The following is a 14,419-nucleotide window of genomic DNA, read 5'->3' on the forward strand; positions in this document are numbered from 1 at the left end:
AATGAATTGCCTGGAATTAAGGGTACCTAATCAAGCTTTACAATGTATGGCGCTATTGCGAAGGATGCCAAGAAATCATCCAGTAAGACCAATTGTTGAAAAAGATTTAAGGTCCTGGATGAAGGGGTATTATGGTGAAAAACAAGTGGCGTATTATCTGTCATTACTGCCTGAGGAGCCGTATTACATTTTTCATGGCCTACGAATAAAGGATAAAAAGTATTTCCAAATGGATTTACTCATCCTTACCATGAACTTTGGATTGATCGTTGAAATCAAAAATATTTCAGGAACAATTTGCTTTAAAAAAGGCTCAAATTCAGTAATGAGGGTATATGAAAATAATGAGGAAGGTATATCAAACCCCATCGAACAGGTGAAGAGGCATAAAATGCAATTCCATAATTGGCTTAGTAAGAACCAAATAAAAGGTTATCCCATCGAACATCTGGTTACGTTCAGCAAAACGTCCACCTTAATAGAAACGACCCCTGATAACACCCAAATTTTTAAGTATGTAATTTATGCAGAATCACTTATTAATAAAATCAAGGAATTAGAAATGAAGTATCCAAATACACATTTAAGCAAAAAGAAGCTGATTCATCTAACCGAATCCCTCTTACAAGCACATCAGCCCCTCATGATTGACATTCTTCAAACCTATAATCTTTCCCAATCTAATTTGTATCCTGGTGTACAGTGCCCAATGTGTAAAAAGTACCCTATGGAATACTATTCGGCGAACTGGAATTGTTTAAATTGTCATCATAAATCTAAAACTGCACATCTTCAAGCGGTTGATGATTATTTTCTTATTATTAGTCCAACAATGACGAGAAAGCAGTTTGGTGAATTTTTGCTTTTAAGGTCTCCGTTAGTAGCAAAACATCAGCTGCGTGCCCTCAACCTCCCCTCCACCGGCAGCAAACGAACAACTCAATATTATCTCCCGCCCGGCTGCATACTTTCCCCGCTCAAGGAAAACGATATGAAAAAGGGGAAATTTACACATGAAACTTCTATTATGCCTGCTCTTGGCTCTGCAAATTCCGGCATCTTACAAACCACAGCATGCACAAGCCTTTCAACCTTCAAAAATCCTGATTCATCCACCCATTCCCAAAACAACATCGGTTTCCATTGTGGTTCTTGATCAGCCGCAATCTGAGCAGGAAATCAAACAACTAATCAAGCCCTACAAAAATGTAAAGCTGCGCCGTATTTTTCGTGAGGCACTCAACGGATTTTCCATCGAAGGCAGCCCCGAAAGCATAGAGCAGCTCTCCCAACAAAAACGGATCATGAACGTCTCGCCAGTTGTCCAATACCAGGCTGAAACCGAGGAAAGTGTCAAAATTATTGGCGGCCAAGAAGTACGAAAGTATTTTGATGAACAAAACGAGCGATTAACGGGAAAAGGGATTAAGGTTGGCGTCATCGATACAGGCGTCGATTATACGCACCCCGACCTCCAGCGAAATTATGCCGGCGGCCACGACCTCGTCGACAATGACCGCGACCCAATGGAAACGAAGGCCATTGGCAGAGCGACAATTCACGGAACCCATGTTGCCGGAATTATTGCGGCCAATGGAAAAATTAAAGGTGTTGCCCCCGAGGCAAAGATCGTCGCTTACCGCGCACTCGGCCCGGGCGGCGGTGGGACAACGGAGCAGGTGCTTGCGGCGATTGAACAGGCGATCAAGGACAAGGTCGATATCGTGAACCTTTCACTCGGGAACGATATCAACGGCCCCGACCTTCCGATCAGTCTTGCACTTAACCGGGCTGTTGATAAAGGAATCGTTGCCGTGGCGGCCTCCGGCAATTCCGGGCCGAATGTGTGGACGGTCGGTTCACCAGGGACCGCCTCAAAAGCCATCTCAGTCGGGGCCTCGACACCGACGATGAAAATCCCGAAGTTATTAATAGAAGGAAACCGGGATAAATTTCGGATTCAGCCGCTCGAGGGCTCGGCTGAATGGAATCTGGATCGTTCCGTAGAATTAGTCGATGGCGGCATCGGCCGGCCGCAGGATCTTCAAAACGTTCAAGGCAAAATTGCGCTGATCAAGAGAGGCACAATAACGTTCACCGAAAAGGCGGAAAATGCCCTTAAGGCCGGGGCAAGAGCTGTGTTAATCTACAATAATATGAGCGGGAGCTTCATGGGGAACCTGGAAACTCAGCTGACCCTCCCAGTCGGAGCACTCGCGAAGGGTGACGGAGTCTTTTTGAAAAAAGAATTAAGTAAACGAAGTGTGCTAGCTAGGCTTGAGGTTACGGAGGAAGTGGACCGGCTGGCGGATTTCAGCTCGCGGGGGCCGGTGACGGGAACGTGGGAGATTAAGCCGGACCTGCTCGCACCGGGGGTCGCGATCAATTCGACGATTCCGGGCGGATACTTGAGCCTGCAGGGGACGAGTATGGCGGCGCCGCATGTGGCCGGGGCCTGTGCGCTAATTAAGCAGGCGCATCCGGACTGGACGCCGGAGCAAATTAAGGCAGCTTTGATGAATACAGCTAAGCCATTAATGAAAGCGGCCGCCTTTTATCGCACCTACGAACAGGGGGCTGGACGGATTCAGGTGGCTGAGGCGGTTAAGGCGGAATCCCTCGTCACGCCAAGCTCGCTTCACTTTGGCAAATTTCACGAAGAGGATGTTCATAAGTCCATCCTTAAGATAGAGAACACAAGCAGACGCACCCTCCGTTATACGTTTGATATTCCGCACCATATCGACGGGCTTAGATGGCGCCTGCCGCTGGGGTTCACCTTAGAGCCGAAGCAATCCAAGGATGTTACGGTGGAGTTGACGGTGGACCCGGCTCTTTTCAAAGGAAAAGTTCAGGATGGATACTTGAGTCTGCAGGCGGGGGCGGCCAAGGTTCAAATTCCCTATCTCTATGTACTCGAGGAACCCAATTACCCGCGGGTGATGGGCTTTGATTTTGGGGAAGGAGATCATCCGGGGCAGTACAAATATGAAGTATATTTGCCTGGCGGTGCAGAGGAATTCGGGATTGCCCTGTTTAACCCGGAGGATTACCGGTTCATTGGTTTTCTCGATACGGGTACCAATCTAAAAAAAGGACAAATTGAAAAAGTACTCAAGGAAGAACAGCTGCCGCCGAAGGGAACTTACTTGGCCAAAGTATTTGCCAAAAAGGCAGGCAGGGAGGATTTCATGGAGGCGATGATCACGATCCCAAACTAGAAATATTTCCCGAAATTTCTGAAAACATTGTTCACAAAATAGACACAAAAAGGTCAAAAATTCTTCAATATTTACAATACAATGATAGTGGAAACGAAAATCCAAAAAAGGCAAAAATCATGGGAAATTGTTTGTGGTATATTTCACGTAAAGTCATTGACATTGACAAGTCGCTATTGTATGCTAACAAAGGGTGTAAAATGATAGGGTTTTCACATAATTGATACATTTTAGATGTATTAATTTACCTCTTACCCTCTTGACATTCTCTTGGAGTGAGGATCGATAGTATGCGTCAAAATAACCGCAACCCATTTCAAGCTATGGCTTTGATGTCCGCAATTGTCTCCCAGTTAGTTGGTTCCATTCTCATAGGTATATTTGCAGGAAGATGGCTGGATAGACATTGGGGTACCGAGCCCATTTTCTTAATAGTCGGATTGCTTCTAGGACTAGCAGCAGGAACGTATTCCATGCTGATTTCAATCCGCCATTTTTATTCAGGAGAAAAATAACGATGCCAGATTTTCGAAAGATGTACAACAGGCAAAAGAAATGGATTTTCTACTTGTTGTCCATTTATGTTCTTGGCTGGGGTTTCACCGAATACAAAACAGTGTTTCTTGGACTGATTCTAGGGACTGTGTTCAGTTTCCTGAATCTTTGGTTATTGGTGCGGAAGACTGAAAAGTTTGATAAAGCTGTTTCAGAAGGGAAGAAGGTGCGCTCCCTGGGGTCGCTGCAAAGGATGGCGACAGCCGGAATCGCGGGCGTAATTGCTCTTCGATACCCTGAGTATTTCCACATCGCTTTTGTAGTGGTAGGACTAATGACATCCTATATTGTCATTATGATAGATTATTTTTACCATGCGTTGCATGTACATAAATAATGGGAAGCGAGGTGAGTTTATATGCATCATGGAGCTCCTGAGTTTGAATTTATGGGTCTTTGGTTTAATGGTGCCAATATCCTGATGATTACGATTGCAAGTTTGGTTGTTTTTCTAATTGCCGTGCTTTCTACCCGCAGGCTTGCAATGAAACCAACAGGAATGCAGAACTTTTTAGAATGGGTGCTTGACTTTGTCAAGGGCATCATCAACAGCACAATGGATTGGAAGGAAGGCGGCAGATTCCACGTCCTAGGGCTGACAATTATCATGTATATTTTTGTTTCCAACATGTTAGGTTTGCCATTTTCAATCGTCATTGACGAGAAATTATGGTGGAAATCACCAACTGCAGATCCAGTCATAACCTTGACTTTAGCCTGTTTGGTGGTGGGGTTATCCCATTTCTACGGCGTCAAGTTAAAAGGCGCAAAGGGATATGGAGAAGGCTTCTTCCAGCCGATGAAATTCTTATTCCCGTTGAAAATCATTGAGGAATTTGCGAATACCTTAACACTTGGACTGCGTCTTTACGGGAACATTTACGCAGGTGAATTACTACTTTCACTTTTGGCAGCAGGATTAGCCCATCAAGGTATCGCCGGTATGATAGCAGCAATACCGCTGACACTTGTATGGCAAGGTTTCTCTGTTTTCGTTGGCAGTATCCAAGCTTACATCTTCACTATGTTAACAATGGTTTATCTGTCCCATAAAGTCAGTCATGACCATTAATATATTAAATAATAAAAACTTATTCATACAATTTTAAGGAGGAACAAAATAATGAATCTTATAGCAGCAGCAATTGCAATCGGTTTAGCAGCAGTAGGTGCAGGTATCGGTAACGGTCTAATCGTAGGACGTACAGTAGAAGGTATCGCTCGTCAGCCACACGCTCGTGGTTTATTACAAACAACTATGTTCATCGGGGTAGCGTTAGTTGAAGCCCTTCCGATCATCGGTGTTGTAATTGCGTTCATGGTATTGAACCGATAAAATGACAAAAACTCCAGATGGCGAAGCTAGTAAAAACTTCGCCATTCATTTATGTCTGTTATTTTAAAATGGTTGTTTTACTATCGCTTTAGCGACTCTTGAAAGGAGTGAACCCGGGGTGTTAACGAACAGTCTAGTATTGGGGGCTGCAGCGGAAGCTGGCCACCATGTAAATTACGGAGATATACTTTTCCAGCTTATTATGTTTATCGTTTTGTTAGCATTGCTTAAAAAGTTTGCTTGGGGTCCTTTAATGGGCATTATGAAGCAGCGTGAAGAGCATGTTGTTAGCGAAATCTCTGCGGCTGAATCAAGCCGTGCGGAAGCGAAAAAGCTTTTAGAAGAGCAAAGAAGTCTTTTAAAAGAAGCTCGTGTAGAAGCACAAACCTTAATGGAAAATGCGCGCAAGCAAGGCGACCTTCAACGTGAAGAAATCGTTGTTGCGGCCCGCTCTGAAGCAGAACGCATTAAAGAAGCTGCCAAGCTTGAAATCGACCAGCAAAAAGAGAAAGCTGTTGCCGCTATCCGCGAGCAGGTTGCTTCTCTATCTGTTTTAATTGCTTCTAAAGTAATTGAAAAAGAATTGACGGCACAAGATCAAGACCAGCTGATTAACGAATATCTTAAAGAGGCAGGAGAAGGGCGATGAGCAACTCTATGGTAGCAAAACGCTACGCGTCAGCTCTTTTTCAAATTGCAAAAGAACAGCAGATTTTAAGTAACGTAGAAGAAGAACTTCGCGTAGTACGGGAAGTCTTGGATTACAATGCTGATTTAAAGGCTGTTCTAAAATCTTCAAAGCTTACAAATGAAAACAAAAAGGAAATCATCCGCAATGCGTTTTCAACTGTAAATGCTTATGTTTTAAATACGTTAATGATTTTAATCGATCGCCACCGCGAAGATGAAATCATTGAAGTAGTAAACCAATTTATCGAGCTTGCAAATGAGGAAATGGGCATTGCAGAAGCAAAAGTCTACAGCATTCGTCCGCTGACAGATGTTGAAAGAGAAGCTGTTTCCACAACCTTTGCGGCTAAAATTGGCAAGAAATCATTAAGAATTGAAAATATCGTAGATTCCGATTTGCTCGGCGGCATCAAGCTCCGCATCGGAAATCGTATATATGACGGCAGCTTGCGCGGCAAGTTGAACCGTTTAGAACGTAAATTGTTAAGCTAAGATTCGTAGATAGGGGTGAAACTCATGAGCATCAAAGCTGAAGAAATCAGTGCCCTGATAAAGAAGCAGATTGAAAACTATCAGGCAGAAATTCAAGTTACTGATGTCGGTACAGTTATCTCCGTAGGTGACGGTATCGCTCGTGTTCATGGCCTCGACAATGTCATGGCTGGTGAACTTGTTGAATTTGCAAACGGCGTTATGGGTATGGCACAAAACCTTGAAGAAAATAACGTCGGTATCATTATCCTTGGACCTTTCACTGAAATCCGTGAGGGTGACGAGGTTCGCCGTACAGGACGCATCATGGAGGTTCCAGTTGGTGAGGAACTAATCGGACGCGTGGTAAACTCTCTTGGACAACCAATCGATGGGATGGGTCCAATCAATACAACAAAAACACGCCCAATTGAGCAAGTTGCTTCAGGCGTTATGGCTCGTAAATCCGTTCATGAGCCGTTGCAAACTGGTATTAAAGCGATTGACGCGCTTGTACCTATCGGCCGCGGTCAGCGTGAGTTAATTATCGGAGACCGTCAAACAGGTAAAACATCTGTTGCGATCGATACAATCTTGAACCAAAAAAGCGAAAACATGATTTGTATCTATGTTGCTATCGGACAAAAAGAATCAACTGTACGTAACGCAGTTGAAACTCTTCGTAAGAATGGCGCATTAGATTACACAATCGTTGTTTCAGCTTCTGCATCACAACCAGCTCCAATGCTATTCTTAGCTCCATATACGGGTGTATCAATGGCAGAAGAGTTCATGTACAACGGAAAGCACGTTTTAATCGTATATGATGATTTATCTAAGCAAGCGGCTGCATACCGTGAGCTTTCCCTATTACTTCGCCGTCCTCCAGGTCGTGAAGCATATCCAGGGGATGTTTTCTACTTGCACTCCCGCTTACTAGAGCGTGCTGCGAAATTGAACGACACACTAGGTGCCGGTTCAATCACAGCATTACCGTTCATTGAAACACAAGCAGGTGACGTTTCTGCTTATATTCCAACAAACGTTATCTCCATCACAGATGGGCAAATCTTCTTGCAGTCTGACTTATTCTTCTCTGGTGTACGTCCAGCGATCAATGCCGGTCTTTCTGTATCCCGTGTAGGTGGATCCGCACAAATCAAGGCGATGAAAAAGGTTGCAGGTACACTGCGTCTTGACCTTGCATCATACCGTGAACTTGAAGCGTTCGCTCAGTTCGGTTCTGACCTTGATAAAGCAACACAAGCAAAACTTGCTCGTGGTGCCCGTACGGTTGAAGTATTGAAACAAGACCTTAACAAGCCGCTTTCTGTTGAAAAGCAAGTAGCGATTCTATATGCATTAACACGCGGATTCTTAGATGATATTCCTTTAGTAGATATTCGTCGCTTTGAATCTGAATTATTAAACTGGTTAGACCACAACCGCAAAGAGGTGTTAGACCATATTACAAAGACGAAGGATCTTCCTTCTGATGACGATATGGCTTCTGCGATCAACGACTTCAAAAAGACGTTTGCAGTTTCCGAATAAGTATAGGGTCTGACATAAGTTTCGGCACCAGCACCTTATTCAAGAGGTGCTGATGCTAAACATTCTTTGAATGAGGGTGGTGAGAACCTATGGCATCATTACGCGATATAAAAAACAGTATTAATTCTACGAAAAAGATGAGTCAGATCACCAAAGCGATGGAGATGACGTCAGCTGCGAAATGGAACCGCGGCGTTATGAATGCAAAGTCATTCGTACCGTACATGGAAAAAATCCAGGAAGTAACGGCGGCAATTGCTTCGGGTGCACAAGGTGTGGCTCACCCAATGCTTGAAACCCGTGAAGTAAAGAAAACGGGTTATATTGTTATGACATCCGACCGTGGTCTTGCTGGTGCGTTTAACAGCAACGTCATCCGTCGTGTCTATCAAACCATTCAAGAACGTCATAAATCGAATGATGAGTTTGCGATTATTGCAGTCGGACGTGTGGCACGTGACTTTTTCTTGAAGCGCGGTATTAATGTGGCTCTCGAGATTACCGGGGTTTCCGATCAGCCGAACTTCAACGACATTAAAGAAATTGCTTCCAGTACGGTTGGCATGTTCGCAGACGGCACGTTTGATGAACTATATATGTACTACAGCCATTATATCAGTGCGATATCTCAAGAAGTAACAGAGAAGAAGCTTCTTCCGCTTTCTGATATCACTTCTTCAAAAGAGCTTGCTTCTTATGAATTTGAACCGTCTCCAGAAGAAATTCTGGAAGTTCTCCTGCCGCAATATGCAGAAAGCTTAATTTACGGTGCTCTTTTAGACAGTAAAGCAAGTGAGCATGCTGCCCGGATGACAGCGATGAAGAACGCAACTGATAATGCGAAAGAAATGATCAAGAACTACTCACTTATTTACAACCGTGCCCGTCAGGCAGCGATCACGCAGGAAATTGCCGAAATCGTTGGCGGTGCGGCTGCATTAGAATAGTCTTCTTAATGTGGGTTGGCGTGAGGCCAGCCTTGCAGTATAAATAAATTTTTCGTGAGGGATTGATTGCCAGAATCCCTCACGGATTTGTTCAAAGAGTAAGATAGGAGGGAAAACGATGAACATTGGACGCGTTGTTCAGATTATGGGTCCGGTTGTTGACGTTAAATTTGAAAACGGCAAACTACCTGAGATCTATAACGCTTTAAGAATTAATTCCAAAGCGCGTAATGAATCAGAAGTTGATATCAACTTAACCCTTGAAGTAGCCCTTCATTTAGGTGATGATACAGTTCGTACGATTGCGATGGCTTCTACTGACGGTTTAACTCGTGGTTTGGAAGTACAGGATAGTGGTGCACCGATTTCTGTACCGGTTGGGGATCCAACTCTTGGCCGTGTATTTAACGTATTAGGTGATGTTATTGACTTGAAGGAAGAGATTCCTGCAAGTGAGCGCCGTGATTCGATTCACCGCGAAGCGCCAACATTTGAAAACCTTTCTACTGAAGTAGAAATCCTTGAAACTGGTATTAAGGTAGTAGACTTGCTTGCACCATATATTAAGGGTGGTAAGATCGGTCTATTCGGTGGTGCCGGTGTAGGTAAAACCGTATTAATCCAGGAATTAATCAACAACATCGCACAAGAGCACGGCGGTATTTCCGTATTCGCCGGCGTTGGTGAGCGTACACGTGAAGGTAATGACCTTTACCACGAAATGACGGATTCAGGTGTTATCAAGAAAACTGCGATGGTATTCGGACAAATGAACGAGCCGCCAGGAGCACGTATGCGTGTTGCCTTGACTGGTTTGACTATGGCTGAATATTTCCGTGATGAGCAAGGACAGGACGTTCTTTTCTTCATGGATAACATCTTCCGTTTCACGCAAGCAGGTTCTGAGGTATCCGCGTTACTTGGCCGTATGCCATCTGCGGTAGGTTACCAGCCGACTCTTGCTACTGAAATGGGTAAATTACAAGAGCGTATCACATCTACTAACGTAGGTTCTGTTACATCGATCCAAGCGATCTACGTACCAGCCGATGACTATACTGACCCGGCTCCGGCTACTACTTTCGCTCACTTAGATGCAACTACTAACCTTGAACGTAAGCTTTCTGAGATGGGTATTTACCCAGCGGTAGATCCTCTTGCATCGACTTCTCGTGCATTGTCACCTGAAATCGTTGGCGAAGAGCACTACACTGTAGCTCGTAAATTGCAGCAAACATTACAACGTTACCGTGAATTACAGGATATCATCGCGATCCTTGGTATGGACGAACTTTCTGATGATGATAAGTTAGTCGTACTTCGTGCGCGCCGCTTGCAGTTCTTCCTATCACAAAACTTCCACGTTGCTGAACAGTTCACTGGCCAGCCTGGATCTTATGTACCTGTTAAGGAAACGGTTAAAGGATTCAAAGATATCCTTGATGGTAAGTATGACCACCTTCCAGAAGATGCGTTCCGCTTAGTCGGCCGTATTGAAGAAGTGGTTGAGGCCGCAAAACGCATGGGTGTAGAAGTCTAAAGTGCGCCAGGAGGGTAAAAAATGAAGACGATTAAAGTCAATGTTGTTACTCCCGATGGCCCGGTGTATGACTCAGAAGTGGAAATGGTGATTGCAAAGGGTATTGCTGGTGAATTAGGTATTTTGCCTGACCACATTCCTTTGGTTGCTCCGCTTGAGATTAGCGCGGTTCGCCTTTTGAAGGATGGGAAAGAAGATTTGGTTGCGGTTAGCGGTGGATTTTTAGAAGTCCGTCCTGAACAAGTGACGATTTTAGCCCAATCTGCTGAAAAAGGTTCAGAAATTGATGTTGCACGTGCGCTAAAAGCCAAAGAACGTGCCGAGCAGCGTCTTCAAGAACATCGCCAGGATCATATCGATTTCAAACGTGCTGAGCTTGCCCTGCAACGTGCCGTCAATCGCCTCGCCGTATCGGATAAGAAATAATTTGAATATAAAGGACCTCTCCAGTTTTTGGAGGGGTTTTTTGCATTTATTGGATTTTTTTGTGGACAAGCCTCACCAAATGTCGACATTTTTTGAAAAAATTTAATTTACAAAAGCCCAGTTTTACTGCTAAGATAATAATGAGTTCAAAAATTGAATTAATTCATAATGTGAACATTTGGGAGGCACCACATGGAAAATCAATTTAAAGTACGTGAAGCGGTTATTTTAGCGGCAGGAAAAAGTGTGGATTTTGAAGAGCCGGTTAGCCTGCTTGAACTGGATAATAGTAATTTATTAACTAGACACCTTAATCTATTAAAGCAAAAAGGAATTGAAAAAATTGTCATCGTAACTGGCTATAAGAAGGAAGCATTTGATTTCTTGAAGAATGTTGAAGGGGTTTATGTAGCTGAAAATGACAAGTACAAGTGGACGGGTTCGATGGCATCGCTTGCCTGTGCAGCAGAATACATAACAGGCGATTTCCTGTTGGTAGAGCATGATATCTACACAGAGGAAGAGACTTTTGATCAATTACTCCAAAATAGCCAAAGGTCCTGCATTTTGCTTGCAAATGAAAGCGGATCCGGGGCAGAGGCTTTTGTGGAGTTAAAGAAGGGCTATTTATATAAAATTTCAAAGGATATCGCGCAATTTAATAAAATTGATGGCGAAATGGTCGGCATCAGCAAGCTTTCCTTTGAGGTTTTTTCCAAAATGACAGAGGAATATAAAGAGAATAAAAACCCTTATTTAAACTATGAATACTTACTTTTGGATGTTGCAAGAGAGTATAATGTCGGTTTTGTTAAAATGAATGACTTAATCTGGACAGATATCGATACAAATGAAGATTATATCAATGCCAGAAATGTTGTGCTGCCAAAATTAAAACGCAGGGAAGCTCAATTTAAAAAAGAGCAAATTCATGAACTGGTCACAAAAGCGTTAAATGTAAGCGAAGCTGAGATTGAGAGCATTGTTCCTTTTGGCGGAATGACAAATAAAAACTTCAAGATTACCTTAACGAATCAAAAGGACTATGTATTGCGGATTCCAGGTGTTGGAACGGAAGCCATGATTAATAGATTCGCAGAAAAAATCAATTCCAATCTTGTCAGTGAAATCGGGCTCGACTCGCCATTAATTTATTTTAATGCCGAAACGGGTGTGAAGATATCGGAGATTATTCCAAATGCCGAAACGTTAAACGGGAAAATGTGTAAGCGAGAAGACATCATGGAGCTGACGACGGACCGACTTCGCACGCTGCATCAGTCGAACATCCCTATAGAAAATACGTGGGATGTATTTAAGGAAATGGATAAATATGAAAAATTAGTCATCGAAGCAGAAGGCCAATTTTATGAAGGCTATGAGGAAGTACGCAATCAGGTGAAGGAAATCGAGAAGATTTATAAAGCGATGAATATTCAGTTTGTTCCTTGCCATGTTGACCCTGTTGCCGAAAACATGGTGAAAAGCGGCGAAAGACTATATCTAATTGACTGGGAATACAGCGGCTTGAGTGATCCAATGTGGGACATCGCGGCACATTCGATGGAAAGTGTGTTTTCTCCGGAAGACGAGGAATTGTTCTTATCCCATTACTTTAAGGGAGAAGAAGTTACGGATGAGATCCAAACAAGAATCTTAATGAACAAGATCTTCCAGGATTTCTTATGGAGCACCTGGACGGTCATAAAGGAAGCAGCAGGTGATGATTTCGGTTCATACGGAATTCATCGGTTCGATCGTGCGAAAGAAAATATTAAGAAGGTTCTAGGGGAGGGGAAAGTGCTTGAATACAAAAACTAAAGGAACTTTAGCAGCCGTCATTTCGGCCATGACCTGGGCGTTAGATACGGTTTTTATTGGAGTAATCCTAGCACATACTTTATTTGTGTCAACGGACCAAATCATCTTTTTAGCACCGCTGATCAGTACCTATTTCCATGATGCCTTTTCAGCCGTTTGGGTAATGATTTATATGGCATTTAAAGGCGAACTAAAGAACGCGTTCGCGAAAATGAAGACTCGCAGCGGCCGATATGTCATGCTGGCAGCGTTAATGGGCGGGCCGATCGGTATGACTTGTTACGTGTTAGCAGTAAAATATATCGGGGCTTCGTACACGGCTTCGATTTCTGCCGTCTATCCGGCTGTTGGCGCCTTCTTTGCCTTCTTATGGTTAAAGGATAAACTTTCAATCAGAAACTGGATTGGCCTTTTTGTGAGTATCCTCTTTATCTTTATTTTAGGTTACTCAAGCGGCGGGCTTGGTCCTAACGCTACATTAGGGTTCATCTTTGCTTTAGGATCCGTTTTTGGCTGGGGGATGGAATGTGTCATCTGCGCTTATGGCATGAAGGATGAAGAAGTAACACCAGAGCATGCCCTGCAGATTCGACAAGTCACGTCTGCCTTGGTATTCGGATTGATTATCATTCCAATCTTTGGCGGATATGCGGTAGTCGGTGACATTATCATGTCAAAAGAAATGATCTATATTGCATTAGTCGGTTTATGTGGCGCGGTTTCTTACTTAGGCTACTACAAAGCGATTAACGAAATTGGGCCGACGAGAGCGATGGCCATCAATATTACTTATGTGTCTTGGACGATTTTCTTCGGGTTTATCTTCTTTGGAAGCCCGGTTACTGCAAAACTGCTCATTTGCAGTGTCATGATTATTGTAGGTTCGATTATTACAGTCGCAAATCCAGACGAACTTAACTTCAAAAAATTCTTCAAAAAGGCAGCAGCTTAATTTGCTGCCTTTTTGGCTGATGGAGAGAGGGGAATACATAATGGGGAAATTAGATGGAAAAGTAGCGATTATTACGGGTGGAGCAGGCGGCATCGGAATTGAAACGGCCGGGTTATTTTTAAAAGAAGGGGCGAAGGTCGTTTTAATTGGGCAAACCGAAGAAAAACTGTTCAAGGCCAAAGAAAAACTTGAGATTTTCGGTGAAGTGCTTGTTGTACAGGCGGATGTTTCTGAGGAAGCGGACACTGTGAATTATGTCAAAACGACTATGGACCATTTTGGAAAAATCGATATTTTCTTTAACAATGCCGGTATTGAGGGGCCGATTTGTAAGCTAGTAGATGTATCGGTAGAGGATTTTAACAAGGTGATGAATGTCAATGTCCGTGGTGTGTTTTTAGGCTTGAAGCATGTATTGCCGATCATGATGGAACAACGAAGCGGCAGCATTATTAATACGGCGTCAGATGCCAGCTGGATGGGGTATACGGACTTAGGGCCGTATGTAGCGGCCAAGCATGCTGTCGTCGGGCTGACAAAAACGGCGGCCAATGAAGCGGCACATGCCAATGTAAGGGTCAATTCGATTCACCCGACAAGTGTGAATACGAGAATGATGCGGTCGATTGAAGAGGCGATGAATCCAGGTGAATCAGAAAAGGCAAGGGAAATGTTTGCTGGCCTGATTCCATTCGGCCGGTACGCGGAGCCGATTGATGTTGCGAACCTGGTATTATTCCTTGCTTCCGATGATAGTTCCTTTATTAGCGGCAGCCAGCATCGGATTGATGGCGGGATGTCGGCGAATTCAAATTAATAGTAAAACTAACTTAGCCAGTCTTTTGACTGGCTTTTTTTTAGGCTTTGTTAAAGGCGATTGTTGATTTAATAACACTGTTGATTGGA

The 14,419-nt window shown here is 43.6% G+C and carries 15 protein-coding genes; all 15 read left to right on the forward strand.

Translation table 11 applies throughout. The annotated features are described in order from the left end of the window. Window position 1 precedes the first annotated feature (1 nt). The 15 genes from V7161_RS11960 to V7161_RS12030 all read left to right on the forward strand — a co-directional run bounded on the left by V7161_RS11960 (window position 2) and on the right by V7161_RS12030 (window position 14,330). The gene (locus V7161_RS11960; RefSeq protein ID WP_335445369.1) at window positions 2–1,156 is read left to right on the forward strand and encodes a nuclease-related domain-containing protein; all 1,155 of its coding nucleotides are present in this window, start codon (window positions 2–4) and stop codon (window positions 1,154–1,156) included. Then, window positions 1,146–3,221, forward strand: coding sequence for a S8 family serine peptidase (locus tag V7161_RS11965; RefSeq protein ID WP_420491618.1), 2,076 nt, complete (start codon window positions 1,146–1,148; stop codon window positions 3,219–3,221). The genes V7161_RS11960 and V7161_RS11965 overlap by 11 nt, the downstream gene beginning before the upstream one ends. Window positions 3,222–3,511: 290 nt before the next feature. Then, window positions 3,512–3,736: an AtpZ/AtpI family protein gene (locus tag V7161_RS11970; RefSeq protein ID WP_289987487.1), complete on the forward strand. Its 225-nt coding sequence runs from the start codon at window positions 3,512–3,514 to the stop codon at window positions 3,734–3,736. Between the two features lie 2 nt (window positions 3,737–3,738). Next, window positions 3,739–4,113, forward strand: coding sequence for an ATP synthase subunit I (locus tag V7161_RS11975; protein ID WP_289987485.1), 375 nt, complete (start codon window positions 3,739–3,741; stop codon window positions 4,111–4,113). Between the two features lie 21 nt (window positions 4,114–4,134). Continuing rightward, entirely contained in the window at window positions 4,135–4,848 is a 714-nt protein-coding gene (gene atpB, locus V7161_RS11980) for a F0F1 ATP synthase subunit A (RefSeq protein WP_335445370.1), read from the forward strand. 51 nt (window positions 4,849–4,899) lie between these two features. Continuing rightward, window positions 4,900–5,112 carry a F0F1 ATP synthase subunit C gene (atpE, locus tag V7161_RS11985; RefSeq protein ID WP_223594889.1) on the forward strand — a complete coding sequence of 71 codons (213 nt, stop codon included), beginning with the start codon at window positions 4,900–4,902 and terminating at the stop codon, window positions 5,110–5,112. Between the two features lie 118 nt (window positions 5,113–5,230). After that, complete coding sequence (locus V7161_RS11990) at window positions 5,231–5,761, forward strand: F0F1 ATP synthase subunit B (protein WP_335445371.1); 531 nt, start codon at window positions 5,231–5,233, stop codon at window positions 5,759–5,761. Beyond that, window positions 5,758–6,294, forward strand: coding sequence for a F0F1 ATP synthase subunit delta (locus V7161_RS11995; RefSeq protein ID WP_335445372.1), 537 nt, complete (start codon window positions 5,758–5,760; stop codon window positions 6,292–6,294). The genes V7161_RS11990 and V7161_RS11995 overlap by 4 nt, the downstream gene beginning before the upstream one ends. Window positions 6,295–6,318: 24 nt before the next feature. Continuing rightward, window positions 6,319–7,827, forward strand: coding sequence for a F0F1 ATP synthase subunit alpha (atpA, locus tag V7161_RS12000; RefSeq protein ID WP_335445373.1), 1,509 nt, complete (start codon window positions 6,319–6,321; stop codon window positions 7,825–7,827). Between the two features lie 89 nt (window positions 7,828–7,916). Then, window positions 7,917–8,774 (forward strand): ATP synthase F1 subunit gamma, encoded by an 858-nt coding sequence (gene atpG, locus V7161_RS12005; RefSeq protein ID WP_335445374.1) that lies wholly within the window; start codon window positions 7,917–7,919, stop codon window positions 8,772–8,774. Window positions 8,775–8,892: 118 nt separating this feature from the next. Beyond that, window positions 8,893–10,314 (forward strand): F0F1 ATP synthase subunit beta, encoded by a 1,422-nt coding sequence (gene atpD / locus V7161_RS12010; protein ID WP_335445375.1) that lies wholly within the window; start codon window positions 8,893–8,895, stop codon window positions 10,312–10,314. A 21-nt stretch (window positions 10,315–10,335) separates the two neighbouring features. Continuing rightward, window positions 10,336–10,740 carry a F0F1 ATP synthase subunit epsilon gene (locus tag V7161_RS12015; RefSeq protein WP_335445376.1) on the forward strand — a complete coding sequence of 135 codons (405 nt, stop codon included), beginning with the start codon at window positions 10,336–10,338 and terminating at the stop codon, window positions 10,738–10,740. Window positions 10,741–10,932: 192 nt separating this feature from the next. Next, window positions 10,933–12,561 (forward strand): NTP transferase domain-containing protein, encoded by a 1,629-nt coding sequence (locus tag V7161_RS12020; RefSeq protein WP_335445377.1) that lies wholly within the window; start codon window positions 10,933–10,935, stop codon window positions 12,559–12,561. Further along, window positions 12,545–13,513 carry a DMT family transporter gene (locus V7161_RS12025; RefSeq protein ID WP_335445378.1) on the forward strand — a complete coding sequence of 323 codons (969 nt, stop codon included), beginning with the start codon at window positions 12,545–12,547 and terminating at the stop codon, window positions 13,511–13,513. The genes V7161_RS12020 and V7161_RS12025 overlap by 17 nt, the downstream gene beginning before the upstream one ends. A 40-nt stretch (window positions 13,514–13,553) precedes the next feature. Then, window positions 13,554–14,330, forward strand: coding sequence for an SDR family NAD(P)-dependent oxidoreductase (locus V7161_RS12030; RefSeq protein ID WP_335445379.1), 777 nt, complete (start codon window positions 13,554–13,556; stop codon window positions 14,328–14,330). Window positions 14,331–14,419: the final 89 nt, after the last annotated feature.

Source organism: Neobacillus drentensis (genome assembly GCF_036965425.1).
GTDB classification, from domain to species: domain Bacteria; phylum Bacillota; class Bacilli; order Bacillales; family Cytobacillaceae; genus Neobacillus; species Neobacillus drentensis_F.